At 31.8% G+C, this 25357-nt stretch carries 25 protein-coding genes; 16 read left to right on the forward strand and 9 right to left on the reverse strand.

The window, feature by feature from the left end; genetic code table 11:
- Window positions 1-705: 705 nt before the first annotated feature.
- Complete coding sequence (locus ACJ6WR_RS00075; RefSeq protein ID WP_409416689.1) at window positions 706-1224, reverse strand: ankyrin repeat domain-containing protein; 519 nt, start codon at window positions 1222-1224, stop codon at window positions 706-708.
- Window positions 1225-1366: 142 nt separating this feature from the next.
- On the reverse strand, window positions 1367-2887 hold the full coding sequence (locus ACJ6WR_RS00080) for a catalase (RefSeq protein ID WP_409416690.1): 1521 nt from the start codon (window positions 2885-2887) through the stop codon (window positions 1367-1369).
- 407 nt (window positions 2888-3294) lie between these two features.
- On the opposite strand from ACJ6WR_RS00080, the gene ACJ6WR_RS00085 reads away from it, so the two are divergent.
- The 11 genes from ACJ6WR_RS00085 to ACJ6WR_RS00135 all read left to right on the forward strand — a co-directional run bounded on the left by ACJ6WR_RS00085 (window position 3295) and on the right by ACJ6WR_RS00135 (window position 14886).
- A complete protein-coding gene (locus ACJ6WR_RS00085) occupies window positions 3295-3837 on the forward strand; it encodes a cysteine hydrolase family protein (protein WP_409416691.1) in 543 nt (180 codons plus the stop codon).
- 404 nt (window positions 3838-4241) lie between these two features.
- Window positions 4242-5114, forward strand: coding sequence for a helix-turn-helix domain-containing protein (locus tag ACJ6WR_RS00090; RefSeq protein WP_409416692.1), 873 nt, complete (start codon window positions 4242-4244; stop codon window positions 5112-5114).
- Window positions 5115-5241: 127 nt separating this feature from the next.
- The gene (locus ACJ6WR_RS00095) at window positions 5242-6609 is read left to right on the forward strand and encodes an MATE family efflux transporter (RefSeq protein WP_323489620.1); all 1368 of its coding nucleotides are present in this window, start codon (window positions 5242-5244) and stop codon (window positions 6607-6609) included.
- Between the two features lie 157 nt (window positions 6610-6766).
- Complete coding sequence (locus ACJ6WR_RS00100) at window positions 6767-8029, forward strand: MFS transporter (protein WP_409416693.1); 1263 nt, start codon at window positions 6767-6769, stop codon at window positions 8027-8029.
- Window positions 8030-8208: 179 nt separating this feature from the next.
- Window positions 8209-9102, forward strand: a complete 894-nt coding sequence (locus ACJ6WR_RS00105) for an AraC family transcriptional regulator (RefSeq protein ID WP_039116196.1) — start codon at window positions 8209-8211, stop codon at window positions 9100-9102.
- A gap of 116 nt (window positions 9103-9218) precedes the next feature.
- Window positions 9219-10127 (forward strand): DUF6268 family outer membrane beta-barrel protein, encoded by a 909-nt coding sequence (locus tag ACJ6WR_RS00110; RefSeq protein WP_409417909.1) that lies wholly within the window; start codon window positions 9219-9221, stop codon window positions 10125-10127.
- 43 nt (window positions 10128-10170) lie between these two features.
- A complete protein-coding gene (locus tag ACJ6WR_RS00115) occupies window positions 10171-10584 on the forward strand; it encodes a DUF2141 domain-containing protein (RefSeq protein ID WP_409416694.1) in 414 nt (137 codons plus the stop codon).
- 26 nt (window positions 10585-10610) lie between these two features.
- Complete coding sequence (locus tag ACJ6WR_RS00120) at window positions 10611-11333, forward strand: ABC transporter ATP-binding protein (protein ID WP_409416695.1); 723 nt, start codon at window positions 10611-10613, stop codon at window positions 11331-11333.
- A gap of 146 nt (window positions 11334-11479) precedes the next feature.
- Window positions 11480-12289, forward strand: a complete 810-nt coding sequence (locus ACJ6WR_RS00125) for an HlyD family secretion protein (protein ID WP_409417910.1) — start codon at window positions 11480-11482, stop codon at window positions 12287-12289.
- A 100-nt stretch (window positions 12290-12389) separates the two neighbouring features.
- Window positions 12390-13529: an ABC transporter permease gene (locus ACJ6WR_RS00130; protein ID WP_409416696.1), complete on the forward strand. Its 1140-nt coding sequence runs from the start codon at window positions 12390-12392 to the stop codon at window positions 13527-13529.
- 10 nt (window positions 13530-13539) lie between these two features.
- Window positions 13540-14886 carry a TolC family protein gene (locus ACJ6WR_RS00135; protein ID WP_409416697.1) on the forward strand — a complete coding sequence of 449 codons (1347 nt, stop codon included), beginning with the start codon at window positions 13540-13542 and terminating at the stop codon, window positions 14884-14886.
- Window positions 14887-15272: 386 nt separating this feature from the next.
- On the opposite strand, the gene ACJ6WR_RS00140 is transcribed toward ACJ6WR_RS00135, so the two are convergent.
- The gene (locus tag ACJ6WR_RS00140; protein ID WP_409416698.1) at window positions 15273-15833 is read right to left on the reverse strand and encodes a hypothetical protein; all 561 of its coding nucleotides are present in this window, start codon (window positions 15831-15833) and stop codon (window positions 15273-15275) included.
- 180 nt (window positions 15834-16013) lie between these two features.
- Here ACJ6WR_RS00140 and ACJ6WR_RS00145 point away from each other — a divergent pair, with 180 nt between their 5' ends.
- Together ACJ6WR_RS00145 and ACJ6WR_RS00150 are read left to right on the forward strand one after the other, a co-directional pair.
- Window positions 16014-16418, forward strand: a complete 405-nt coding sequence (locus tag ACJ6WR_RS00145) for a helix-turn-helix domain-containing protein (RefSeq protein WP_409416699.1) — start codon at window positions 16014-16016, stop codon at window positions 16416-16418.
- A gap of 64 nt (window positions 16419-16482) precedes the next feature.
- Entirely contained in the window at window positions 16483-17340 is an 858-nt protein-coding gene (locus ACJ6WR_RS00150) for a DUF4238 domain-containing protein (RefSeq protein WP_409416700.1), read from the forward strand.
- A gap of 226 nt (window positions 17341-17566) precedes the next feature.
- On the opposite strand, the gene ACJ6WR_RS00155 is transcribed toward ACJ6WR_RS00150, so the two are convergent.
- Entirely contained in the window at window positions 17567-18304 is a 738-nt protein-coding gene (locus tag ACJ6WR_RS00155; RefSeq protein WP_409416701.1) for a hypothetical protein, read from the reverse strand.
- Between the two features lie 63 nt (window positions 18305-18367).
- Here ACJ6WR_RS00155 and ACJ6WR_RS00160 point away from each other — a divergent pair, with 63 nt between their 5' ends.
- Genes ACJ6WR_RS00160 through ACJ6WR_RS00170 form a run of 3 tightly spaced genes read left to right on the forward strand, consistent with a single transcriptional unit; the run spans window position 18368 to window position 19669 of the window.
- The gene (locus ACJ6WR_RS00160) at window positions 18368-18550 is read left to right on the forward strand and encodes a hypothetical protein (protein WP_409416702.1); all 183 of its coding nucleotides are present in this window, start codon (window positions 18368-18370) and stop codon (window positions 18548-18550) included.
- 29 nt (window positions 18551-18579) lie between these two features.
- Window positions 18580-18903, forward strand: a complete 324-nt coding sequence (locus ACJ6WR_RS00165) for a hypothetical protein (protein WP_409416703.1) — start codon at window positions 18580-18582, stop codon at window positions 18901-18903.
- A 4-nt stretch (window positions 18904-18907) separates the two neighbouring features.
- Window positions 18908-19669, forward strand: coding sequence for a hypothetical protein (locus ACJ6WR_RS00170; RefSeq protein ID WP_409416704.1), 762 nt, complete (start codon window positions 18908-18910; stop codon window positions 19667-19669).
- A 122-nt stretch (window positions 19670-19791) separates the two neighbouring features.
- Here the strand turns inward: ACJ6WR_RS00170 and ACJ6WR_RS00175 are convergent, their stop codons facing one another.
- The 5 genes from ACJ6WR_RS00175 to ACJ6WR_RS00195 form a co-directional block, all read right to left on the reverse strand.
- A complete protein-coding gene (locus ACJ6WR_RS00175; RefSeq protein WP_409416705.1) occupies window positions 19792-20103 on the reverse strand; it encodes a hypothetical protein in 312 nt (103 codons plus the stop codon).
- A 136-nt stretch (window positions 20104-20239) separates the two neighbouring features.
- Entirely contained in the window at window positions 20240-20797 is a 558-nt protein-coding gene (locus ACJ6WR_RS00180) for a tetratricopeptide repeat protein (RefSeq protein ID WP_409416706.1), read from the reverse strand.
- Between the two features lie 236 nt (window positions 20798-21033).
- A complete protein-coding gene (locus ACJ6WR_RS00185; RefSeq protein WP_409415845.1) occupies window positions 21034-22035 on the reverse strand; it encodes an IS110 family transposase in 1002 nt (333 codons plus the stop codon).
- A 455-nt stretch (window positions 22036-22490) separates the two neighbouring features.
- On the reverse strand, window positions 22491-24683 hold the full coding sequence (locus ACJ6WR_RS00190; RefSeq protein ID WP_409416707.1) for an alpha-galactosidase: 2193 nt from the start codon (window positions 24681-24683) through the stop codon (window positions 22491-22493).
- Window positions 24673-24834: a hypothetical protein gene (locus ACJ6WR_RS00195; RefSeq protein WP_165572130.1), complete on the reverse strand. Its 162-nt coding sequence runs from the start codon at window positions 24832-24834 to the stop codon at window positions 24673-24675. The genes ACJ6WR_RS00190 and ACJ6WR_RS00195 overlap by 11 nt, the downstream gene beginning before the upstream one ends.
- Between the last annotated feature and the right edge of the window lie 523 nt (window positions 24835-25357).

Consider the following 25357-nt stretch of genomic DNA (forward strand, 5'->3'; position numbering starts at 1 on the left):
CAAAGCGCCTCAAAAAAATAGAATGATCCATAATATATAAGTTGTTTAAAAATTACATGCGTAATAAGCGATTACTGCTATTAGCTATAGATTTAAGATTTATCTGGTACTGAAATTGTCATATTGCATCATGCCTAAAAACGTTAAGAAAAACAAGTTTCTTTGCGATTTTGGTCAATAACAATACCCATAAGGATATCTTAAATTTTTAGTTTGTGTTAATAACTCAGTAATTCTTTTAGAAGAAAATAAAATTTAGGTTTGTACTTGTGTTACTTTTTTTTAACAAGTAAAAAACTAAAAAATTTTCTCAATAGCTCTTGAGGTTAAGTAAGCAATTTATAATGTGAGATTGATTTGGGGACAATATTCACACTACATAAAAACGTTAGGCAAACATATTATAAAAACTAGGTAACATCCTAAAAAACACATACCACATAGGTACTCATACGTTTATAAAACAGACACTTAATGTTTTACAAGTTTAAAAATAACAGCGTATAATAAGATTCGGCGTTTTAATATTCCAAAAAGAAAATAAGGAATTTATATATAAATATATCTAAATTGTATTACAATGAATATTTTTTTTTAATTTTTTTTTAGTAGTAAATATCAAATTAAAAAAACCTTATTACAATTAAGATGACATGTTAATAAAAAACTATTTAAGTTTTGAAGAGAAACAATAAACATTTTTATCTATTTTAAAAGTTGCACTGCAATTTCATTTTCCTGAAGAATTGCATAATCAAATGCCGTTTTACTAAACCTATCTTGTATTGTTTTATCCGCTCCTTTATCAAGTAGAATTTTTATTATTGAATCAGTGCCAAAAGTTGCTGCAAAAATTAATGCTGTTGCTCCATTATAATTTCTTTGATTGATGGTTGTTTTATAACTCAATAATAGTTGAACCATTTTATCCAATCGTTTAAAGCACACTCCCATAAGTGCCGTATTCCCCATTTTATCCTGAATGTTAGGGTTCGCCCCTTTTTTTAACAACAATTCGGCAGCTTCAAAATTGTCGTTATAGCATGCTATTATTAATGCAGTACTCCCTCTTTCATCCGCTCTATTAATATCTTCAACTAACAGCTTGTTCAATAGTTTGACATTATTGGTACGTGCAGCTGTAAAAATATCTTCTTGAGCAAAAGCTATAAAAGATGTAAATAACATTAAAAGCAAAATATGCATATTGTATTTTGTCTTCATTTTCTTGATGTATTATAAATTAGTATAGCCATAAAAACTATTGTTTTAGTTATGAGTGGAGTAGAAAAAAGGAGTTCATTTAATTAAAAATTGAACTCCTTTTTTTAGAGTGATATTACTTCTAAATGTATATCAGAACTGTTTATCTTAAAAACATTTTTTCTACATCCTCTCTAGATAAACCAAGTTCCTTTGCCAAACGTTTTCCATAATCAGCATCAGCCATATAAAAATAACCAACCATTTTCTTAACCACATCTTTATTGGCTACACCTTTTAAATCACCCGATAGATTACTTATAAGATTTTGCTTTTCTTTTTCATTTAGAGAACGGTAAAATTCACCCGCTTGCTTAAAATCGTTCGGCTTACTAATTTTTTGTTGAACAGTAGTTGTATTCACAAAGCTTGATTTTGAATACTCATAATTTTCGTTATCGATAAAACCATTTTTAGAAGCACTAGGTTCATAGTTAATATCTCCATTTCCTTTCTTTGTAGAAAATGCACCATCCTGATTATTAGAAACTACTGCTACTTTAGAGGCATTTATAGGTAATTGCTGAAAATTTGTTCCTATCCTGTATCGTTGTGTGTCAAAATAAGAAAACAAACGTCCTTGCAACAACTTATCTTCTGATGGTTCAATTCCTGGTACTAATGTTCCAGGTGAGAATGCCGACTGTTCTACTTCCTGAAAGAAATTATCTGGAACTCTGTTTAATGTCATTTTCCCAACCAACTGTAAGGGAATCATACTTTCAGGCCACACTTTAGTAGGATCTAACGGGTTGATATCCAATTTATCAAAGTCACTAGGTTTTAATAATTGTACATAAAGTTCCCATGACGGATACTTCTCCATCTTTATGTTTTCATATAAATCTACTGTAGCGTGCTGAAAATCTTTTCCTTGCATTTCGGTAGCTTCTGCAGCTGTTAGATTTTTTACGCCTTGTAGAGATTTCCATGTATACTTTACGTAGGTTACTTCGCCCCCATCATTAACCCATTTAAAAGCGTGTACTCCAGAACCATCCATTTGTCTGTAATTAGCAGGTATTCCGTAATCAGAGTAAACACGTGTAAGCATATGTGTTCCTTCGGGAATGTTACTAAAAAAATCAAAAACTCTGCTTGCATCCTGCTTGTTAGTCACGGGTGATGGCTTGAAAGCATGCACCATATCTGGAAATTTAATCGCATCACGAATAAAAAATACAGGCAAATTATTACCTACCAAATCATAATTCCCTTGATCTGTGTAAAATTTAGTAGCAAATCCTCTTGGATCTCTCAAAGTCTCCGGCGAACCTGTACCGTGTACAACAGTAGAAAAACGAACAAAAACAGGAGTCTTCTTCCCTTTTTCAAATAATGAAGCTCTTGTATAGCCTGAGAAATCTCCAGATGCTATAAATTCGCCATAAGCTCCTGTACCTCTGGCATGAACTACTCTTTCTGGTATGCGTTCTCTATCAAAAGAAGCCAGTTTTTCGATTAAATGAATATCCTCTAATAAAACCTGTCCATTCTGACCGATTGTTTTTGAATTTTGATTATCGCCAACAGGAGTACCTGTATTAGTTGTAATCTGCTTTTGTTGTGCCATTATTGATATTGATGACATAACCAAAGCACACAGAATTGATCTTTTTTTCATATAGCATTTTGTTTTAGAGGACAAATGTATATGAGCACATTTATAAATTCAAACTGATAAAAACAATGTTGACATAGGCAAAACCTAACACCTTGGATGCATATTGATTATAAGATATAACCTGTAAAATTGCTGCTTTTTTTGTCACAAAAAGTTAAGGAGCTCTATCTTCATTTACGCTACTTTCAGTACTTTTTTAGATGTTTACATAATGTGTTAAACAACGTTTTCCTAAACTACTGCTCAAACTTTACCGAAAGAGCGTGATCCGAGTGACTTATTTTTCCATTAACATAGATAAAAAAACATTGCTTATCAAAATGGTATGTATTGGCAGTGCTTTGGTATCTGGTATCGCTAGTCTAAGTTTTAATTTTGTCAGATATAAATTTTAAAATAAAAATAAAATGAATAAGGCATTATTATTAATTGATATACAGAAAGAATATTTTGAAAACGGAGCATTAGAACTTGTAAACCCTATTGCTGCAAGTGAAAACGCTAAGAAACTATTGGAGCATTTTAGAAAAGAAAATGGGACTATTATTCATGTTCAGCACATATCTGGAGAAGGTGCTCCCATTTTTGTTCCCGGTACAAAAGGAGTGGATATTCATGAAAATGTAAAACCGTTAGCAGGAGAAAAAGTAATTACAAAACAGTTTCCTAATAGTTTTAGAGGGACTGATTTACTAGAATATCTTCAGTCAAAGAAAATAACACATTTGGTAATCGCAGGAATGATGACTCATATGTGCATTGACGCAGGAACAAGAGCCGCTGTTGACTTTGGATTTGAATGTACTGTAATTGGAGATGCCTGTGCTACATTGAATCTTCAAATAAACGGTCAGGAAGTTAAGGCTGCAGATGTTCATAATGCATTTTTGGCGGCACTGGAATTCTTTTACGCAAAAATTACAACAACAGAAGATTATTTGCTGTCGTAAAATAAAGGGCAAATAAAGAATCACTTTTATAAAATGAGCTGTAATTTATTGCAGCTTATTTTTTTTCGTTGGGAGTAATTTGTAAATGAAGTTGTAAATTTGCTTTAATTATAACCCGTTGGGTGCAATTACTGCGTCTATTCGCTTCGCTCGGGTCGTGAAAAATTCATTTAACACATAGAAACATAGATTTTATGTGTAAAAAAGAGTCCAAAAAGAAATATATTTCTTTCACATAGCTAGCTATGTGCATTTAAAACAAGTGAAACGCCTTTTTTGTGCGTACAAGACCTATGTTTCTATGTGTTAAGATTAATTGCGTCCAACGGGTTAATTATAATATTTAAGCACCTCTTAAAGAAAGTAATAAGGAACAGATTCCAATACATTAACTAATTAAAAAAATGAAAACGGTCAAATTTCATAAAACAGAATGTGGTGTTGAAGTGCTTCTAAATGTATTGCACGGCGATATGCTGAGCGAAAGATATCTAGAGCGTGATACTTACAATACTGATTTTTTTGAAATATTGCTTTTTAAGACTGCCAAAGGATCTCTGATTTTAAATCAGCAGAAGATCGATATAAGGGACAATACAATTGTTTTTATTTCTCCCTTTCAAAAAAGGCAATGGACTTTAGAAAAAGAGGGATTGGATTATACGGTTCTGGTTTTTCAGGAAAATTTTCTTAATGATTTTTTCTCAGACAAATTCTTTACATATCGCCTTTTGTATTTCTATCAATTGAATTATCCTTTAAATATTAGTATTGAAAAGGAAGAACTTCAAAAAGCACTTGGTCAGCTTATGGAAATCAAATACGAACTTATTAATAGCAAAACAGATAGTATTCATATTATACGATCTCTTACTTATTACCTACTTTTGAAGTTTAACAGAATATATGCTAATGCAAATAATCTTTCAATTGATAGGGCAGAAAATAACTTTGCATACCAATTTAAACAATTGTTGGAAATACATATTAGGCAGAAGCAACGAATTGACTACTATGCCGATTTATTAAATGTGAGCAGGATCACAATTAACACTTGTGTGAAAAAGCAGTTTAATGTAACCGCGACAGAGCTCATAAAACAAAGACTGCTTTTTGAGATAAAAAATGACCTGATACATTCCGGAAAGACTATTGCTGAGATTGCTTATGATCTTCATTTTTCTGAACCTGGACATATGATGCGATTTTTTAAAACACAGACAGGGATAACCAGCAGTCAGTTCCTCTCAGATTATCAAAATGGTATATTTTCATAACATTTTATAAAGCTGTTACAGAATAAGATAATTTTACAACAAAAGAATTACTATACTTTAAATGAAAGTTTACAGCATGGTAATTTCAATACATTTAAATCTGCCTCGAGGCAATTAATTTTTCAATATGATCAAAAAATACAAATCCAATAAGATATATTACCAAAGTACAATAACACTTGCAGGACCTGTTGTAATTTCTCAGCTGGGGCATACTCTGGTGCAAACTCTTGATACAGTTATTATTGGGCATTATGCAGGAACTATATCATTGGCAGCAGTCTCGCTGGTTCATTCTGTTTTCATGGTAGTTTTAGTTATAGGATTAGGAGTTGCCTACGGATTAACACCTTTGATTGCACAAGAAAATGGAAAATCAAATTTTAAGGAATGCGCCGAGCTTCTGTCAAACAGTTTATGGCTTAATGTTGCGTCTTCAATTTTTCTTTTTTTAGTAGTGTACTATGGTTCTATGTTTGCCATGCAGCATGCAGATCAGGATCCTCAGGTGGTAGAAACAGCAAAACCTTATTTACTTATTTTAAGTTTATCTATTATACCCTTAATGATATTTCAAACTTTCAAACAGTTTGCAGAAGGACTGGGCTTTACAAAACAAGCAATGTCCATAACGATATGGGGAAATGTGCTCAACGTAATTATCGCAGTAATTCTGGTAAAGGGAATGTTTGGGATCGAGCCAATGGGAGTTAAAGGAGTTGGAATTGCAACATTGATCGATAGGATTTTAATGATGCTAGTTATGATGTGGTATGTACTTCGCTCAGAAAATTTTAGAGTTTACCTGCACCATTTCTCCGTTAAGTTTATTGATTTTTCAAAAATTGCAAAAGTGGTAAAAATAGGATTACCTGTTGCCATGCAGTATGTGTTTGAAATTGGAGTATTTGCAGTAGCCGCTTTAATGGCGGGTCATATAGGCGCAGTAGAACAGGCAGCCCATCAGACAGCAATAACCCTTGCCGCAATGACCTACATGATGGCAGGAGGAATTGCATCGGCTGCAACTATTAAAGTCGGAAATAGTTTCGGAAATAAAAATTACAAAAGACTTCAAAAGTTTGCTTATGCATCCTATCATTTAGTTATCATTTTCATGATGTTCTTTGCTGTAATTTTTACAATATTTAATCAATATTTACCTTACTTAATAACAAATGACGTAAATGTTGTAGCTCTGGCTGCGCAATTATTAATAATTGCTGCAATATTCCAGCTCTTTGATGGTACACAGGTAGTTGGACTAGGAACACTAAGAGGAATGGGAGATGTAAACATTCCCACTTTTATAACCTTTGTTGCCTATTGGATTATTGGTCTGCCTGCAGCCTATGTTTTAGGTATGCACTTCAATTTAGGTGTAAATGGAATCTGGTATGGTCTGACTCTTGGTTTGTTAACATCGTCTGTCTTACTGTATTTAAGATTCAGATATGTAATGAATAAGGTCTTGGAAAAAAAATCTATAAGCTAATATTAATCTCTAAATAGTCAGCATAAAAAGATAATTTATGGTCATGTATCAATCAGATAAAATGATTTTAGATGCAATGAAATATCCTATTTTAATAGAACCTCCATATCTTTAAAAAATAAAGAGAAAAAAAACATCATTTTATACACACCTATAAATGAAAAAATCAATAGTTAAGAGTACATCTTTTACTCCTTACCAAAAATTTATAATTGTTATATTATTCCTTTTACAATTTACGGTCACATTAGATTTTATTGTTATTTCTCCTCTCGGGGATATGCTGATTAAAAACCTTGATATGACTACATCTAGTTTTGGCTTTGTAGTTTCAGCTTATGCTTTTAGCGCGGGAATATCAGGATTACTGGCGGCAGGATTTGCAGATAAATTTGATAGAAAAAAGATTTTAATTTTCTTCTATACCGGATTTATTATTGGTACTGTTTCCTGTGCTATCTCTTCCAGTTACTTAATGCTCCTTATAGCGAGGATTGTTACAGGACTCTTTGGCGGTGTAATCGGGTCCATTTCCCTTGCCATAGTAGCTGATTTATTTTTGATTAATCAAAGAGGACGTGTTATGGCCTATATTCAAATGGCATTTGCTGCAAGCCTGATTTTAGGAATACCAGTAGGAGTTTATTTTGCCAATAACTGGGGATGGCATTCGGCCTTTATTATGATTGCAGGTATAGGTATTTTAATCCTTATTGCGATAGTGACTCAAATGCAGTCTATAAACAAACATCTAGAATTCCAATCCAGTAAGAATCCTTTTCTCCATCTTTGGGGCACATTAAACAATAAAGAATATAGGATAGGTTTTACTGCCATTGCTCTTTTGTCTATTGGCGCTTTTATGCTCCAACCCTTTGGAACCGCTTTTATGGTTAATAATTTACATATTAGTCAACTCCAGTTACCTATGATATTTTTCCTTATAGGACTTTCAATACTTATAATAATGCCGGTGATTGGAAAATTAAGTGATAAGTTTAATAAATTTAAGCTATTTACAATAGCATCTCTTCTCTCGATAATTATGGTTATAATCTACACCAATTTAAATCCCATAGCATTGTGGGAAATCGTAGCAATAACTATAGTATTGTACATGGCAATAATGAGCCGAATGATACCTGCCTCTACTCTAAATACAGCCATTCCAGAAATAAAAGATCGCGGTGCCTATATGTCTGTAACTTCTTCATTGCAACAAATTGCCGGAGGGATTGCTGCTGTCTGTGCTGGTTTTATTGTACATCAGGATACTAAACAATCACCGCTGGAAAACTATGATATACTAGGATATGTATTTGCCGCAATAACACTTTGCACCATATTTTTGATTTGGAGAGTGAATCAATTAGTGAGGCTAAAAAATACTCTTATAAAAATACCTCAAGAAGGTATATAAAATACGCACTAAATTATGATGTGAATATTTTATTTCTTGGTTGAGTTCATTCATTTCTTCAAATCATAAAGGAAATGGTTTATAAATTATCTCGTAAGGCTCACAACATGAGCTCCCCTACTCAACCTTCAAACAAATAAATCATATCATTCCAATAAAAAAATAATTAAGTTTGTAGCATGGAGAAGACTATCAAAATTATTTCATCAGAGGAATTTCCAAGACAATTTATGTCTGATGCTTCTTTAGAGTTTGATTTTTTAAAAACTCCTTTACAGATATATGATCTGAATACAACAACAGAGTATATACAAATTCCAACTCCCCTTTTTAGACCTGATTATAATTTTATGGTCCATGTTACTAAGGGTAATGCAAAACAGCAAGTAGATAATGAGGTAATATCATTAACAGAAAATGATGTTTTATTTATAAAACAAGGCCATATTACAGCAATGAAAGAAATTGATCTGGTAATTACGGGTCATTTTATTTTATTTGAAGAAAGCGTCCTCAATCATATTTTGTCTAAACAAGAGTTGATACAAATTTTTGCCACTAATTCGGTTATTAAACTACCCAAAGAAACTAGTATATGGCTTAATTCTTTATTTTGCTTATTAGGTCAGGAATTTCGAAATGAAAATTCCAATATTGAAATTTGTTATTCGCTTATGCAAGCAGCCTTTCAAAAAATAATTTCTTCAAATAAAGAACTTAATAAAACTGTACATCGTGGTAATGAAATCACTTTTTCCTTTAAAGAGTTGGTTTATAAATTCCATAGCCAGGATAAATCGGTATCCTTTTATGCAGATAAATTAAAAATTTCTGTAAATTATCTCAACAGATGTATTAAGCAAACCACCGGAATAGCCCCAAAAGAATGGATTAACAACGTTAGTATCCTGCAAAGCCAAATTCTTTTACAAGATTTGACTAAAGATATCTCCGAAATTGCTTTTGAATTGAATTACGAAGACCCTTCGTATTTTGGACGACTTTTCAAAAAAATAACTGGTACAACTCCTTCACAGTATCGAAGTTCACTTAGGCACGATTTGTCCGAATAAAGGCAAGCTAAATCCTAGCAACAATTATTGTTTTAACCACACCTTTGTCTTAAGAAAATCTTAGAGGGCTAATGCGGCTCGTGTGTTTAAATTTAATAAATGTTATTTTGAAAAAAGTGCTATCATTGGTTTTATTAACCTTGTTTATTTGCCTTCCTAATAAATTTTATGCTCAATTAATAACTGATGGCGCAGGGATTGGCGTTACAGTTAGTGGGAAAAGCAGCTTTAAGAATTTATCTTCGGCAGATCCGTATTATGGGAATAAATTCAAATATAATACGTACGATTTTTGGTTGCCAATACCATCTTTTAAAATTGGAAAAACTCGTATTCTTGGAACAGTCAACTACCGCGTTTTAGACTTTACATTCGATAAGGAAATTGAAGTTAGTCCGAATTACATCACAAAAATACAAGAGATAAAACCAACTATTGTAGTGCGGCATCCTTTTGGAAAACGATGGGCAGTTTTTGGAGTTTTAATACCAACTATTGCTTCCGATTTTAAAAGCTCCTTTTCGATGAATGATATGGTATATGATGGCATTTTTGGAGTCTCAAGAAAATTCGGAGAAAAATCAAATCTCGAAATCGGGATTGGTCCTCATATCATGTATGCTTTTGGAAAATTTCTGATAACACCTGCAGTATCTGTCGATTATAAAAGTAACAACGGTAAGTGGTTTGCACAGCTATACTGGCCAAGGGTTAATATTTTTCGAAATCTCGGCAATAACACACAAATTGGTGTAGCGGGATCAATAGACTGGACACTTCACAACTTACAAAATTACAAGAATAATGAGAACCTGGAGATTGATTATGCTCAGTTCTCGGCTATTCACGGAGGCTTACAAATTAATCAACGTCTTTTTGATGGTTTTTGGCTTCAACTACAAGGAGGTCTCGGATTTGCAAACAAATACACTTTATATAATTCTAATAATGATACCATTAGTAACTACAAAGCAAAAGAAATGCCTTATGTAAAGATGATGCTAACCTATCGTTTTGGAAAATAATTGCAGAATAAAAATCAATAACAATAAATAAAAAGAAGGAAAAATGATGAAATTAATTCTTAGTATTCTACTATTAGGAGTGTCCTATTTTACTAATGCGCAACAATTAAAAATGAATGTTGATGTGACCAATGTTCAAAAAGGAAAAGGCAGTGTCGTATTGAATGTTTACAACAAAAAAGAAAACTTTCTTAAAACCGCTTACTTTACCAAGGTTCAAAAGGCAAATCAGGGAACTATAAAATTTCAAGTCGATTTACCAAGAGGAACTTATGCTATTACCGTTTTTCAGGATTTAGATAATAACGGCAATCTTAATAGCAACTGGTTAGGAATTCCTAAAGAGCCCGTAGGAAACAGCACTAATTTTAAGCCTGATGGTGGAGCGCCAACATTTGGTGATTGCTCAATTTATGTTTTAAATAATGATTCTACAATTACAATTGACCTCAATTAAGAAAACTTAAATTATGATATCAAATTATGAAAGAGGCAACTTTTAAAAATAGAATTATTGCAGAAATAAAAGGTGCCTGCAAGGAATATCAAACGGGCGATACATTAATTACAGCCTTACAGCCTACAACTGTTCAATTTAAAACCAGAGAACTTACATTGATAGTAGGTCCTTCGGGTTCAGGAAAAACTACTTTGCTCTCCCTGTTGGGTTGTGTTATCTACCCCACAAAAGGAGATGTTTTTATAGATGGTCAACAAGTAAATACACTTTCGGCCAAAGAATTATCGATTTTGAGATTAAATAAAATAGGATTCGTATTTCAAGGCTTTAACCTTTTGGCTCCGCTTAACTCTTTAGAAAACGTTATGATGCCACTACAACTTATGAATTTAAGTGATCCTGAAGCAAAGAAAAAAGCAGAGAAAGCTTTGGAATTAGTCGGGATGAAAGATCGAATGAAAAACTTACCCAAAATGCTAAGTGGTGGTCAGCAGCAAAGGGTTGCAATTGCACGAGCTCTGGTAACTAATCCGCCAATAATGCTTTGTGATGAGCCAACGGCTGCATTAGATGTTAAGAGCGTTGGTTTGGTAATGAATGAATTAAAAGCACTTGCCCAAAATGGTAAGAGTGTTATTGTTGTTACACACGATATGCGCCTTAAACAATTTGCTGACAGAATTATTTATGTAGATAATGGGATTGCAACCGAGAATGAAAATCTAGCATTTATTGAAAATCATTAAACCAATATTATAAAGAATGAAATATATTTTAATTTATCTAATAGCCCTATTTTTTTTGCAGTTGTAGTAAGAAAGAAGAAAAGATATCAAATCAGGTATCAGATCACAAAGAAGTTCCTCTATCAGGTATTGTAGGGCTTGGTCGCATAGAACCTGACGAGAAACTATCCTCATTAGCAACAGAAGTGGGAGGCATTGTTGTAGCTATCCATAAGAAAGAAAATGATGTGATTATTAAAGGAGATCTAATTATTGAATTGGATCATGCTGTTCAGGATGCAAAAAAAGACCAAATTAAGAGCAGAATCGAAACACAAAGAATCGAAATTAATGTAGCGCAACTAAACTTAAGAGAGCAGAAAATAAATTTAGCCAATAAACAAATTGAGTTGGAGCGATTGAGAAACTTACTTAAAGAAGGAGCCGAAACAAAACAAAACTTTGATAATCTGGAAACAGAAACCAAAATTTTTCAAACGAATGTAGAACAATTACAAGCGCGGGTTTTGATAGCAAATTCACAACTTCAGGAAATTAAACAAGAGTTGAAAGTTTCAAATAAGGAATTGCAACAGTATTTGGTAAAAGCACTAAGCGATGGACAAATTTTGACAATGAATGCTACTAAAGGTGCTGCACTATCACCAAATCAATCATTTGCAGATTTTATTCCAAAAAGCAAATTGGTTGCTACTTGCGAAATTGATGAGCTGTTTGCACACAAAATTAAAAAAGGGCAAAAAGCTATTATCCGCCAAATTGGTTCCAATAAAACTATTGGTTCTGGCATTGTAATTTTTACTTCTTCGGCACTTAAGCGCAAATCACTTTTTTCTGAAAAGGCTGGCGATCAGGAAGACAGAAGGGTTCGGGAAATAAAAATTCTATTGGCAAACCAAACAAAGTATTTAATTAATTCCCGGATTGAATGCGTTATTCAAACATCAAATAAGTAAGATAAACAAGAATGGAATTGTATATACCTTCAAATTGGTTGCAAATACCAATCTGGATACGCAAATACTATGATCCATTATAAACAAATAGCCTCTAAAGATGAATTCTATTATTAAAATAGCTTGGAAGTTTATCCGCTTTGATAAAACAAAAAGTATAGGAGTAGTTGTTGGGATAGTGATAAGTACCTTTCTTATTGGTCAGCAAATCGGCACATTTAATTTTTTGACAGGACTAATGAGTGTGTTAGTAAAAAATACAACATCAGATATTTGGGTTGTTGATAACAAGACGACAGATGCCAACCAACTTAGCCTGATTGACTCGAGAAAAGAAAAAGAGATTAAGAGCCTGCCAGGTGTTAAAGAAGCATTTCCTATTGTTATGACAAATGGGAAAGCTAAATTTTCTGGAGGAACCAGTGCTGTCGTAAACATTATAGGCAGCGAATACCCTTATTTTAAAGCAGGTCCTGACAGCACTAAAATAATAGAAGGAAAACTTCCTGATTTATTGCAAGAAGCGGGAGTCTCTGCAGATTACTTTGATCGGAGCAATTTTGGAGGTTCATCAAATGTTGGAACCTATTTTGAAATTAACGGAAAAAGAGCCGTTATTATGCTACAAACTAAAGGAATACGAGGTTGGGGTGGTTATTTAATGTACACCTCAATAGATAGAGCAAGATATTATGGTAATATTTCTTCCACCAATATAAGTGCCTTAATGGTCAATGTAAAAGAAGGCGAAGATATAAATCATGTTGTAAATCAGATCAATAATTCTATTTATGGTGTAAGAGCTTGGCGTACATCATCCCTAAGTTCCTCTACTATAAAAAGTGTTTTGGCTTCTACTGGCTTAGGTGCCAGCACAGGATCTTTGGTGGGATTTGCTATCATTGCCGGTTTTTTTATTATTGGTCTCACAATGTATTCGTCGGCACTTGACAGGATTAAAGATTATGGAACTTTAAAAGCAATTGGCGCTACCGATTCGTACATCCGAAAGTTAATACTTACTCAAGCTACTTTGTTTGCTGTTGTTGGCTTTCTAATTGCTCTGGTTTTCTTAATGGGTTTTAAAAAAGGCATGTATCAATCGGGAATAGTGATCGATTTTACCCCAATAATACTCTTCTCCATCCTAATGGTCACTTTTTCTATTTCGCTTTTTGGGGCTGTGTTTGCTATTAGAAGAATAAAAAATGTAGAACCAGCTTCAGTATTTAGAGGCTAAAAAAGTTATTATGATAAAAAACAATTCAATTAATATCTTCTTTATAGGATGTATTATACTAATAAGCATTTCAAAAATGAATGCACAAAGTGTTGTATGGTCATTAAATAAAGCAATTGAAGAAGCACAAAAGAATCGAAAATTATTGGCTTCGTTGGAAACTGAATATAAAATCAATCAATTAAAGACAAAAGAGTTAAATGCAAAATATTTACCCCGAGTATCGCTGAATTACAATTATCAGTATAATCCAATTATTGCTACAAATGTTTTACCTGCAAGCGCATTTAACTCTGGAACTTCTTCAAGTGATATGATTCCGATAAAATTAGGCGCTAATTATTCTCAAAATGCAGGTATTTTGCTGCAACAACCTTTACTGGATATCACCATTTCAAAATTAATTGCAGAGTCTAAGTTATACGAGAAACTAGCCAATTTAAGTGAAAAAGAAGCAAGATTGGAACTAACTTATGAAGTTTCAAAAGTGTATTTTAATATATTGGTAACAGAGGAACAAGTAAAAGAAGCTATTGGCGATACCGCTCGTACGGCATTAAGTCTGAAAACTATAACCCAAAAATATAATAATAAAAGAGTTTTAAAAGTTGATGTAAATGACGCCAAAATAACGCATAATAATGCTGTACAAAAATATCTTAATGCAACAAATAACGCATTGGTTCTAAAACAGTATCTTTTGTATGTTACCGGAAATGAATCTTCTCTAGCGTCTTCAATGATATTAGAGAAGTATAATATGAGTGAAAATATTACTGATCTTGATGAAAATCAAATTCTGGCATTGCCTCAGATCGAAATTTTGAAAACACAAAATGAAGTACTAGAGAATAAAAAGAAACTAGAAAGAGCCAAACATAGTCCGATGATTAGTGCCAATGGTTATTTAGGAACAGATCAGTTCACAGAAAACATGAATCCTTTTCAGCAAGACAGTTGGTATGGGAATAGTTATATTGGTATCTCATTAAAATTACCCATTTTTTTTGGAGAGAATACAGCAAAAAGAATAGATCAATTAAAATTCCAGCAAGAGCAAAATAATAATCGAATTGTTGAGGATGTTAATAAAAACAAATACAATGCCCTGAATGCTAGTGCTACGTATAATAACGTCTTGCAACAATTAAAAACAGTGCGTGAAAATAGTAGACTCACCTCCGAAATGGTACTGGTTTATCAGGAGCGATATAAATTTGACCAAATATCGTTTAATGAACTAAATGATAAAGAGATTCAATTGCAAAATCTGGAACTAGCCTATAATCAACTTCAAAAAGAATTGATAGTGTCGTGGCTTAATTGGAAAAAGGCTGCGGGAAAATTAGTTTTATAATATTCAATACGGGATTAATTAAAATTTCAAAAAAAAAGCCGACTCTGTTTAAGAGTCGGCTTTATTGCACTATTATTAATTTAGGTACACTTATGATTTTGGTTCACATGCTTCTGAACCAAGATCTTGCCACATAGAACCTGTAGAGCTGCCGGGTTCGTTACCTGGCTCAGCTTGATAACTGGCTTTCCATTGAGAATGATTATGATTTACATAACTGTTAGCTTCATAACATTTTCGCGAAAATGCGGTATTTCATTATCAATCTCTAATTTTTCATCTGTGTAAATAATAGTAATATATTGTCCCGTTTTTTGATTAATTGCGTAAACGATAAGTTATTGAATAAAACGAAAATACTATTTTAAATTTGGATAGCGGATATTTTATTCCGTTACAGCATCAATCTGATTTGTTTTCTTGATTTTTTCCACTCCTCTTTCTCTCATTAATTCGACTGCATCCAACATTTTGATTAAATGAATATAGGGCGTCGTCAGATCTGAGTCTGGATCTCTGGCATGGGGAGACAATGAAAACTCCACGATTTTGCATAGAAATAATTCAAATTCTTCCAGCGTTTTTTCATCAAAAGCCTTTTGAAATACAATAAAAGGATTCTCGTATTCTTCCTCCGTCAGAGAAGAAAAATGAAATACTGTTTCAGAGCACAAAGACGCTGTAACTTTCCATTTTTTGCTTTTCTCTTGCAGGCAGTAACAGACTTTGAGAAATGAGTTGACAATAGTATAAAAGACAAAAACATCGGATGGATTGTCTCGTTTGTAAATTTTCCCCTTATAGCTGTAAATTACCGCTTCGGTTAAACTCTGTTTATAATAATCAAGATCTTCAAACTCAAAAAAGGCATCTAGAGTTTTAAATGGATTATCTGCAGCAAACCCTGCCCAAGAGCAAGTTTCGAAGGATACTTTATTCTTTTTCATATCACGGAGATTTAAAATTCTCAAGCGAAGTTCCATTCTTTGCAAAGGATAATCTATTCGTAATGCGGATATAATATCTGACAAAAGAGGATATTTTACTGGATATTTTTTTATCTTTGAAACTCAGGATTTTTATCCAAATGGCTTTATCTTTGAGCCTTCAGAAAATTGATATTCATTATGGAACAGAAAATACATCAGGGAAGAAACGTAAAACGCTTCAGAGAAATGCTTGGCATAAAACAAGAAGCACTGGCTTATAATCTGGGAAATGACTGGAATCAGAAGAAAATTTCTATGCTGGAGCAAAAAGACATTATCGAAGATGATATACTTAATCAAATCTCAGATGCATTAAAAATTCCTGTAGAAGCTTTTCAGAATTTTGATGAAGATCAAGCAATAAATATTATTTCTAATACATTTGACAATTGTCAGCAACCGGCATCTGTATTTTACAATTCTAACATTAATCAAATTGATCAATTGGTTAAACTACACGAAGAAAAAATTGAGTTATACGAGCGTATGTTGAAAGAAAAAGATGAAATGATGATGAGGCTTGAGAAATTAACCAATAAATAATTATTTAAGTAGATATATTAATTTTTACTAAATATAATATTATCATTGAATTAAATTACTTTTTATGAATCCTCCCATTAATCATCATTTTGTTTCTCAAGTACACATAAAAAACTTTTTTAATAATGAACAGAAAAAAATTTATGTCTATGATAAAATTGAAAAAAGGCAATATTTTAAAAAAACTACCAAATCGTTATTTAGTGAACCGAAATTAAACTCTAAGTTTAAAAAAGGAGAAGTTGACCACTATTCTATCGAAAAAGAATTGAATGATTATTTTGAAAAAGACTTTTCAAGAAACACTCAAATAATCAAAAAATTTGTGAGTAATAAAGAATTTACCGAAGGTGTAAATTCCGCTTTAACTTATTTTGCAAAATATGGAATTATTGGAGAAATGCGAACTCCTAGATTTAAGAAAGAGACAGACAATGCACTCGAAGAAATTTTTGCAAATTTTCACTCACGTTGTACCCCAGAATTAAAAACTCAAATTGAAGAGGTCTTTGAGTATAAAAAAGAAGTGAAATATAGCAATATGGTGAGTTTCATTGAAATAACCGAAAAGATATTTCAAAAAATGGGTAGATTGATTTTTGAAATATTAATTCCTGAAAGTGAAACCGATTTTTTTATTGTTCCCGATTTCTCTGCTGGAACTGCACGAGAAAGAATCAATGAATATTTTAATCTAGACATAAAGGATATTGCTTTTATAAGTTTGCCTTTGGAAAGCAAAATATACATCCGTTTTTATTCTGAAAAGCTTTATAAAAATCCTCAAGTTCCAAATTACATAATTACATATTGTTCTTCAGAACTTGTAAAAGAAATAAATGAAATAAATCTAGATTATTGCCAAGATAAAATTGCCTGCGAAAATGAAGAGTACTTAAAATCTTTTATAAGTGCTAATTAATTTTAAAAACACTAAACCTCTGCTATACAAAGTTTACCACAAAAGCATTTCGAAAATATCTTTGACCTTGCGCCATTTTGGCAATTTGCAATTTAAAATGTATCTGTCATAAAAACTCAGAATTAAAACTAAATTTCTTAGATGTAATTTCTAGAAAAGAGAAAATCAAACCAATATTAAGAAATAACTGTAAAAAGTCGAGGCTTTTTTACTAATTCATTTTTTACTAAATATTTAAATCATATCCTACTTCAATTGCAAAATCAATAAATTTAATTCCTAATTCTGACAAGGTTTGATTTCCATTGTTGACTGTTATCATACTCATAAATTCAAACTTGGATAATACTGAATCATCTAATATAGAAAGGTCGAAATCTTCTAATTGTTTTTTTGATAGATTTTTGAATGTACTTAATATAATTCTAATTTCCCTAGCACTAAAATTCTGTAAAATTTTATTAAATTCTTGGAATTCTTGAGTTCTATGCAATACTTTTTGAGTTCGATTTATAAGTTTATCATCTAAATCATCAATTTGTTTTCTTGCAAGTTCTACTTGAGCATTCAAGCGATCAACTTCTAATTCTTCTTTTCTTAATTGTAGAGCTTTACTGGTAATTTTAATTTTAAGGTCGTAAACGAATCCTTTATTATTGTAAATAATTTCTAATCTCTTTCTTTTAACAAAAACTAAAAACATATCTAATAGCAACCCAACAATGGGAATAACCATTGAATAAATCAATGCAATTATAAATGGATTTAAAATTGTATGCAGGCCTATAAAATTTTTATCGATAAAATTGATATTCTCTTCAATTGTTTTTTTTGAACTTAATAAGAGTGCGATGGGTCTCCAATTGTAAAGTACAAATGCTAAAGTGAAAGCTCCAGCAATAGGTGTTTTTATTCTTTCTTTTGATGCTTCTACCATATCTTTAAAAACTTCAGAAAATGTCATGTTTTTTTTATTTAAACAAACATAAAAAAATAAAAGTATATTTGAAATAAAAACTATATAACTATGGAAATAACTGTTGGAGAGCTTATTGAGCAATTAAAGATTTTTGACCCTGAATTACCTGTCCATTTTGGCGGGTTAGACTTTTATCGTACCAAAAATAGAGGTGGCTGTGTGCAAATAGAATTTAGCCAAACAGTTTATAAAGATAATGATGGTAAAATCATTGTCGAAAATCATATTTAAACATTTATAAAATTAACAAACCAAAAAACATGAACGAAGAAGTATTTAAATTAGAAAAGAAATTTCAACCTTTTTTATTAGGGAATGACTATACTTTTGTCGGACCCGAAGATCAAAATTTATTAATACAACCTTTTGCATCTAATGCAAATTTAATTGCTCCAGTAGTAGCTATTTCTAGGACTGTACACCATACTCTATCAAATAAGGAGGCAACTTTACAAGCTTGTCGTTTATTGCCCGCTGGAACTGAATTAAGAATTTACGTTGTTATCTCTAATGGACACACTATATTAATGCATGCAAGTATTGAAGAATATTGTCGACGTAATAAAATTGATTTTGAAATCTGATTAAATGACCGACAATTTAACTTTTAAAAATTTAGGAATTTTATTTACATTTTACTCCATAATCTACGTTTTTGTATATTATGGCTTTTATGGTATAAATATTTTTTACTACACAGATTTACAAGGGGTTTTGACACTATTCCTAAGTAATACGATTAAGATTATAATTTTTTCTACCCTTGTCCTATTAGTCGTGGCAGGAACTTCTAAAAAGTCTTTTCAAGTCAAAAATCAGACTTTTAATAAACTCTCTATACGAAAAACTATAGCCATTTTTTATATTTTATTTATAATTTTTATAGGTTTGTTTATAATGTTGCTTTTAGGAATTGATTCATCAATAAACAGACCTTTGTTTAGCGTTACAGCATTGGTCGTAATTGGTATTATACATGCTATTGATAGGTTAAGCAAACTTATACGCTATAAATTTAAAATTACATCATACAATCTAAAAGCATATTTTAGTGTCATTTTGATCATACCTTACTTTATGTGTCAATTGATTATTAACGAAGTAAACTATTTTCCAAAATCTGACCGTCTCTATTTTTGCTACAATGAATCTAAAATTGTAGAAACAGGTAAAAAATTTAATATATACTTGATAGGTAAAACCAACGATAATATTTTTATTTATGATAAGTCAAAAAATCAAACACTTATTTATGAAATGAGTAATGTGAAAGATTTTAAAATTTATGATGTTCCAGTACCAAATTTATATCCAAAAGACGAAGCAGTTACTCCTAACAAAGTACCATAAAAAAAGCACTCAAATTAAGTGCTTTTTTTATTTATACTATGCACCTCTCTGTCATGAAGGGTTTTACGCATATCTCAGCACTCGGATAAAATATGTATTGGTAGTAGTTGTTTATTATTTAATCAGTTTTTTAACCAATTTACAGCTCCAACAAAATCATTTGAAAGTATTAGAAAGGAATTCAAGTCTATATAGTTATCTATAAATGAATTACTTATTACAAATCTTGTGGCTTTTCTATTATCTTGATTCCAATATTGGAAAAAATATTCAAACTTTTCAGATGTACTAAAATCTTCAAAAGCTAATTCTTCTATACGATCCACCAATTTAAAATATTGCTCTCGATTTATTTCTTCATTTCTGTTATACTGTTCTTTCGATTCAACTTCAAATTGTTGAATATCATTTATTAAAATATTTATCTTTTCCATTTTTTTATGATTTAAAAAATTAAAAATATAGATTAAAACTATTAGTTTTGTATTTTCAATAGATATTTTTTTGACAAATTATAAATCATCCCGATTTTATGCGATTACAGTCGCTGTTATCCGAAGTCTATTCTATTTAGTATTTTGCTATTAATAATTTAGCATTCTCATTATTTGGATTTAATTGTAGTGCTTTTTTACAATTTTCTTTACTACTTTTTATTTCATTCAGAACATACTCAGATAAAGCAATTCCGTAATAACTTGCATCATTTTTAGGTTCAATTTCTAATGATTTTTTATAAAATTTGATTGATTTTTCAAATTGTCTTGTATCATAACAAACCGCACCAATATTAAAATATGCTTTAAAATTCTTCGGATTTATTTTAATTGATTCTTCAAGGTTTTCTATTCCCGTTTCAGTTTCTCCTTTTCCAATGTAACTTACTCCAAGTCTATATAAACTATTTCCTTTGTCTATATTTCTTTTTACGCATTCTTGAAAAGCAATTATGGTTTTTGCATTTTCTGAATTAGAATCGTACAATTGATTTGAATAAGCCAATAATTCGTCATCATTCATTTTTAGAATTTTTGTTTCAAATTTTTCACTTTCTACTGAATTTTCATTTTTCTGACCACAACTATTTAGTCCAATCATTATAGTAAATAGTAATATTATTCTTTTCATATTTTAAATGTTTTTTGTTTGCTGATTTTGTATTAAATATACACAACGTTCTTATACTAAAATAAAAACAAAATAGATATTTATACCCGTTTTTTGTAATGTTTGCCAAAATTTTATTCCCTCAACAAATCAACAATACTAAGCCCTATCGCGAGGATTTGTAACCCCGCTCCCCGAAGAGTTCTTATGAAAAGCTGTGCATTCTATGATGAAAAACAAGTAAAAAGAGTTAAAATTCAAGATGCAAATTTATAAGTATTTATATAGGGAGTTTCTCTAGTTATAACAGCGAAAACTCTGCTTATAAGTTTGCATCTAATATTATTTAAAACCAACATTGAGTTTTTACCTTCCGCTTTTTTCTTTTTGTAATATTCTTTTAATTGTGGATCATATTTTAATGTTGTCATAGCACACATTTGCAATAATGACTTCATTTTTTTATCTGCCATATGATTTACTCTTGTCCTTCCTTTTACACTCGAACCTGAACTATGTTCAAAAGGCGCAACACCAGAATAACAGGCAAATTGTCTCCAGTTTTTAAAAGCTGTAAATCCTTTTGTTGCAATAATCAAATATACGCTGGTTTGTTCTCCCAATCCAGGAATCGATTTGATAAGTTGAGCTTGCTTAGTTAATTGATCGTTTGCTTTGATGACTTCTTTAATTTTTGACTCAATTTTATGGATGGAATTTTTAATAGATTTGACAAGAGTTTGGTTAATTTGTGATACTTCTTTAAAAATTATTTTATCCGTGAAAGCTTTACTTTCCTTAGTCGCTTGTAGAAGTAATAACGCTTTTAGCATTTTCTCTCTTTCAGTATAAAGAATTTTTAATTTCTGAATATCCATGCTTGCGAAAGCGAATAGTTTTAATTTATCTATATTTCTATAACTGTAATAAGAAATATCTTTAGCATCAGTTTTGTCATTTTTTCCTCTTGAAATTCCTTTAGATTTTTTTATTTCAATAGCGGGAACAATCCATAAATCTAGATTAAGTTTCACTAAAACACTTGATAAATGATTGGTATAAACACCTGTGTTCTCGCAACAAAAAAGAGTACATCCTTTATCAACTTTTCTATCCAGTTTTTTAATAAAAATAGAAATACTCTTAATATTGTTTTCTATGATAAAATGCTCTGATTTAAGAGTTAAAGAATCAAGAATATTAATATCCAATTTTGCTTTTGATACATCAATACCAACATAAAATAAATACTTTTTCATAACTTTGAATTTAAGATGAATAAAAATGTTGAACTTCTTTAGAGCCTTTATTAGACCGTCATGTCTATCATTCTATTTGAAGCAATTCAACGGGATTCAAGGAGAAGGCAGAGGACTAATGCACAGCATGGTTCTTAACTAGCGAAGTCTAAAGTTCACCTCTGCTTTCCTTTGAATAAAATTAAAGTTTTTTATCTAATCCAAAGTAAAGGCGAAGGTCTCCTGACTTCGCACCCGCATAGAGAATCAACAAAGAGAAGTCTCAAAAAGTAATAGTATCATATTATAGAATGTTGGAACGGGTACGAAGTCGGGAGACTTCGCCAGCAGGAATAATTTTCGCGCTATCGTTGTGCATATCCAAGGTATCGGGAATTAAAATAAAAAACAAAATAGGTATTTAAACCTATTTTGTTGTAATGTTTGCCTAAATTTTCTTTCCTTAACAAATTAACTTAATTCACAGCCTTCACCTGCAAGATTACACTGGTTCTTCTAGCATTGACTTCAGGATTAAAACCAACCTTCATCAGAAAATCTCCCGAATAAATCTTGGAGCTATCAATGGGTGACTGTGTTTCGGGATAAAGATTTACTTCTTCAATTCTATATTGTTTTTTTGGATCCAGTCCCTGCATTTTAATAGGCAACCCAATGGTGGTATTGAATGTAGTGGCTACATAATAGTTAAACACAATTACCTCTTCTTGAGTCTCCTTTACGTATGCCATCGATGCCACTTTTTCATCATCTGGGTTTTGTAACCTGTATTGATCGCCATGCCAGATGATATCTTTAATTCCATTATACAGCTTCACTGCATTTTGTGCATACAGTAAATCCTTAGCATCTAATTCATTTACCCGAATATCGAAACCCAGTTTGCCCATCATGGCAACATCTGTTTTAAACTTGATGGATTGTTTGCCCATATCCGTTACATGATTGTCCACAGCAATAGAAGGAAAATAATATGAATATTCCCATTGCATAAATATTCTGTCAAACGGGTTGGTATTATCGCTCGGCCAAAACTCCGTGAAGTACTGCAGGGCAGCATAATCAACTCTTGAGCCACCACCTGCACAAAGCATCATAGGTGTTTTTGGATGTTTGGCTCTTACTCTTTCCAATACTTTGTTTAAACCACGAACATATTCAATATAAAAGTGATCCTGGTTTTTTAAGAATGGTGAGTGGGCATTATAGATAAGTGAATTACAATCCCATTTGATGAATGCCAATTCAGGTACATCTTTAAACAACTGCTCCACAGTGTTGTATACAAAATCCTGAACCGCTGGATTAGTAAGATCAAGCACAAGTTGGTTGCGCATATAAAATTCTTTTATACCTGGTTGCCTGATGATCCAGTCAGGATTTTTTTCATACAATTCGCTTTTAGGATTCACCATTTCGGGTTCTATCCATATACCAAACTTTACGCCATGGGCAGTAGCTTCCTTACCTATAGAGCTGATACCATTCTTGAGTTTTTGCTTATTATACTGCCAGTCACCCAACCCTGCTGAGGCTCCGTTGCGGGGGTATTTATTACCAAACCACCCATCGTCTAACAGAAAAACATCCACTCCTAGTTTCTTTGTGTCTTTAGTGAGCTCGCTCAGTTTTTCATCATTGAAATCGAAATAAGTAGTTTCCCAATTGTTTAATATGGTTTGGCGTTGGCCGCTGCCTTGCGCCAATTGATAGTTTCTGGCCCAGCGTTGCAAGTTACGGCTTGCCCTGCCCTTACCTTCATCAGAATAAGTGTAAACAAAACGTGGTGTAGTGAACTTCTCAGATGGTTTTAATGTGTAGTTCGATGAAAAATTATTGATGCCCGCTGTTACCCGCAAGTAGTATTCATCAAAGGTTTCAAAATCAATTTTAAAGTTACCAGACCATTCCAATGAACCAGCAATTACTTCACCTTCTGTTTCGCCTGCGGGCTTGTTGATCGATATCATGAATGAGGATGAATGCAACAGGTTGCTGCGTGTACCCAGCTTTGAATCAAGTGTGCGGATGCCATGCAATAACTGCTGTTCTTCCGACAGCATCTCACGCCCCCAACCACTGTAATGATTTTTAAGGAAAAACTTTTTACCCTGAAGTGTAAGGTTCGCAGAAGCATATTTATTCAGCACAACATTACCCTTTTCCTTATGCTCTATTTCCGACCATTGTTCAATTACATCTTCTTTATAATAGGCCTTGTAAAATAATGTAACCTGGAATTTGTACCTCGCATCGTTCAACACAATAGTAGTCAATGTCTGGTTATCATCAATTTTTTTTACTTCGTGATTCACATACTTCAACACGGCGGATTTATTTCCATCGCTGTGGGTTACAGACAGGGCAGGTTCCATCAGGTTAAGCGAGCCGGAAGCTACGTAGGCTTCCCGCTTGTTAAACAAATCATCATTACCCACCTTAAACTTATCCAGCGAATTGATGACCGCATATTCATCTGTATTTTTTAGTTTTTTCCCAAGGTAGGTAGCCAATAAAGAGCTGTCTTTATCTATTTGCAGAACTAGAACTGTATTTTCAGTGGATACCGTAATGGTTTCCTGACTAGTAGCCTTGCCTGTAAAAAATATCATCACAACGAAACAGGTTTTAAAAAGTTTAGAATGCATTTTGTGTCGATTTTAAATTAATAAATTGAGAAACTTCGATATTAAAATCATCTTTTTCGATATCTATATTTTTTTTCTCGTACTCAAAAATATCTTGTGAATATCCTGATGTGTAAAAAAATATTAATACCATTAATATTTGTATTTTCATGAAATAATCAGTGTTTTAGTCATTAATATTGGTTTCAAAACAAATTGAAAATTTTATATAAATTGAGAGTATGAATACTTTTTAAAGACAGCAAAATGATAAAATAAATATATTTTGTAATATTTACTTTAAACTTTAATCGTCTAAGGCATATTTGAAGTGTTTTTAAATATATGATTATTCATAATTAATTTTTAAGCAAAAAAAACAATAATTCATAAGATTTTAGAAATACAATATTATCATCAAATAATACTATATTATCCTAAATTGTATAATCTCAAACAAAACTTCTATCGCACTATGCTTAAAACTTAACTCTTAAAAAAAAAAATAATACAACAGCCACTATTAAACAAGATAAAGTGCAATCAAAACACTATCAGCCCGCTCCCCGAAGAGTTCTTATGAAAAACTGTGCGAAGGTCTCCTGACTTCGCACCCGCATAGAGAATCAACAAAGAGAAGTCTCAAAAAGTAATAGCATCATATTATAGAATATTGGAACGGCAAGAAGTCGGGA

It is taken from the genome of Flavobacterium sp. PS2 (assembly GCF_046250155.1).
Lineage (GTDB): Bacteria > Bacteroidota > Bacteroidia > Flavobacteriales > Flavobacteriaceae > Flavobacterium.

Excerpts from the sequence above, each read along its gene's own strand:
- ACJ6WR_RS00085 (WP_409416691.1), top strand. The coding sequence starts at position 3,295 with ATGAATAAGGCATTATTATTAATTGATATACAGAAAGAATATTTTGAA.
- ACJ6WR_RS00120 (WP_409416695.1), top strand. The coding sequence starts at position 10,611 with ATGAAAGAGGCAACTTTTAAAAATAGAATTATTGCAGAAATAAAAGGT.
- ACJ6WR_RS00115 (WP_409416694.1), top strand. The coding sequence starts at position 10,171 with ATGATGAAATTAATTCTTAGTATTCTACTATTAGGAGTGTCCTATTTT.
- ACJ6WR_RS00100 (WP_409416693.1), top strand. The coding sequence starts at position 6,767 with ATGAAAAAATCAATAGTTAAGAGTACATCTTTTACTCCTTACCAAAAA.
- ACJ6WR_RS00130 (WP_409416696.1), top strand. The coding sequence starts at position 12,390 with ATGAATTCTATTATTAAAATAGCTTGGAAGTTTATCCGCTTTGATAAA.
- ACJ6WR_RS00140 (WP_409416698.1), bottom strand. The coding sequence starts at position 15,833 with ATGAAAAAGAATAAAGTATCCTTCGAAACTTGCTCTTGGGCAGGGTTT.
- ACJ6WR_RS00190 (WP_409416707.1), bottom strand. The coding sequence starts at position 24,683 with ATGCATTCTAAACTTTTTAAAACCTGTTTCGTTGTGATGATATTTTTT.
- ACJ6WR_RS00195 (WP_165572130.1), bottom strand. The coding sequence starts at position 24,834 with ATGAAAATACAAATATTAATGGTATTAATATTTTTTTACACATCAGGA.
- ACJ6WR_RS00105 (WP_039116196.1), top strand. The coding sequence starts at position 8,209 with ATGGAGAAGACTATCAAAATTATTTCATCAGAGGAATTTCCAAGACAA.
- ACJ6WR_RS00080 (WP_409416690.1), bottom strand. The coding sequence starts at position 2,887 with ATGAAAAAAAGATCAATTCTGTGTGCTTTGGTTATGTCATCAATATCA.
- ACJ6WR_RS00180 (WP_409416706.1), bottom strand. The coding sequence starts at position 20,797 with ATGAAAAGAATAATATTACTATTTACTATAATGATTGGACTAAATAGT.
- ACJ6WR_RS00160 (WP_409416702.1), top strand. The coding sequence starts at position 18,368 with ATGGAAATAACTGTTGGAGAGCTTATTGAGCAATTAAAGATTTTTGAC.
- ACJ6WR_RS00165 (WP_409416703.1), top strand. The coding sequence starts at position 18,580 with ATGAACGAAGAAGTATTTAAATTAGAAAAGAAATTTCAACCTTTTTTA.
- ACJ6WR_RS00170 (WP_409416704.1), top strand. The coding sequence starts at position 18,908 with ATGACCGACAATTTAACTTTTAAAAATTTAGGAATTTTATTTACATTT.
- ACJ6WR_RS00185 (WP_409415845.1), bottom strand. The coding sequence starts at position 22,035 with ATGAAAAAGTATTTATTTTATGTTGGTATTGATGTATCAAAAGCAAAA.
- ACJ6WR_RS00145 (WP_409416699.1), top strand. The coding sequence starts at position 16,014 with ATGGAACAGAAAATACATCAGGGAAGAAACGTAAAACGCTTCAGAGAA.
- ACJ6WR_RS00095 (WP_323489620.1), top strand. The coding sequence starts at position 5,242 with ATGATCAAAAAATACAAATCCAATAAGATATATTACCAAAGTACAATA.
- ACJ6WR_RS00155 (WP_409416701.1), bottom strand. The coding sequence starts at position 18,304 with ATGACATTTTCTGAAGTTTTTAAAGATATGGTAGAAGCATCAAAAGAA.
- ACJ6WR_RS00090 (WP_409416692.1), top strand. The coding sequence starts at position 4,242 with ATGAAAACGGTCAAATTTCATAAAACAGAATGTGGTGTTGAAGTGCTT.
- ACJ6WR_RS00150 (WP_409416700.1), top strand. The coding sequence starts at position 16,483 with ATGAATCCTCCCATTAATCATCATTTTGTTTCTCAAGTACACATAAAA.
- ACJ6WR_RS00175 (WP_409416705.1), bottom strand. The coding sequence starts at position 20,103 with ATGGAAAAGATAAATATTTTAATAAATGATATTCAACAATTTGAAGTT.
- ACJ6WR_RS00135 (WP_409416697.1), top strand. The coding sequence starts at position 13,540 with ATGATAAAAAACAATTCAATTAATATCTTCTTTATAGGATGTATTATA.
- ACJ6WR_RS00075 (WP_409416689.1), bottom strand. The coding sequence starts at position 1,224 with ATGAAGACAAAATACAATATGCATATTTTGCTTTTAATGTTATTTACA.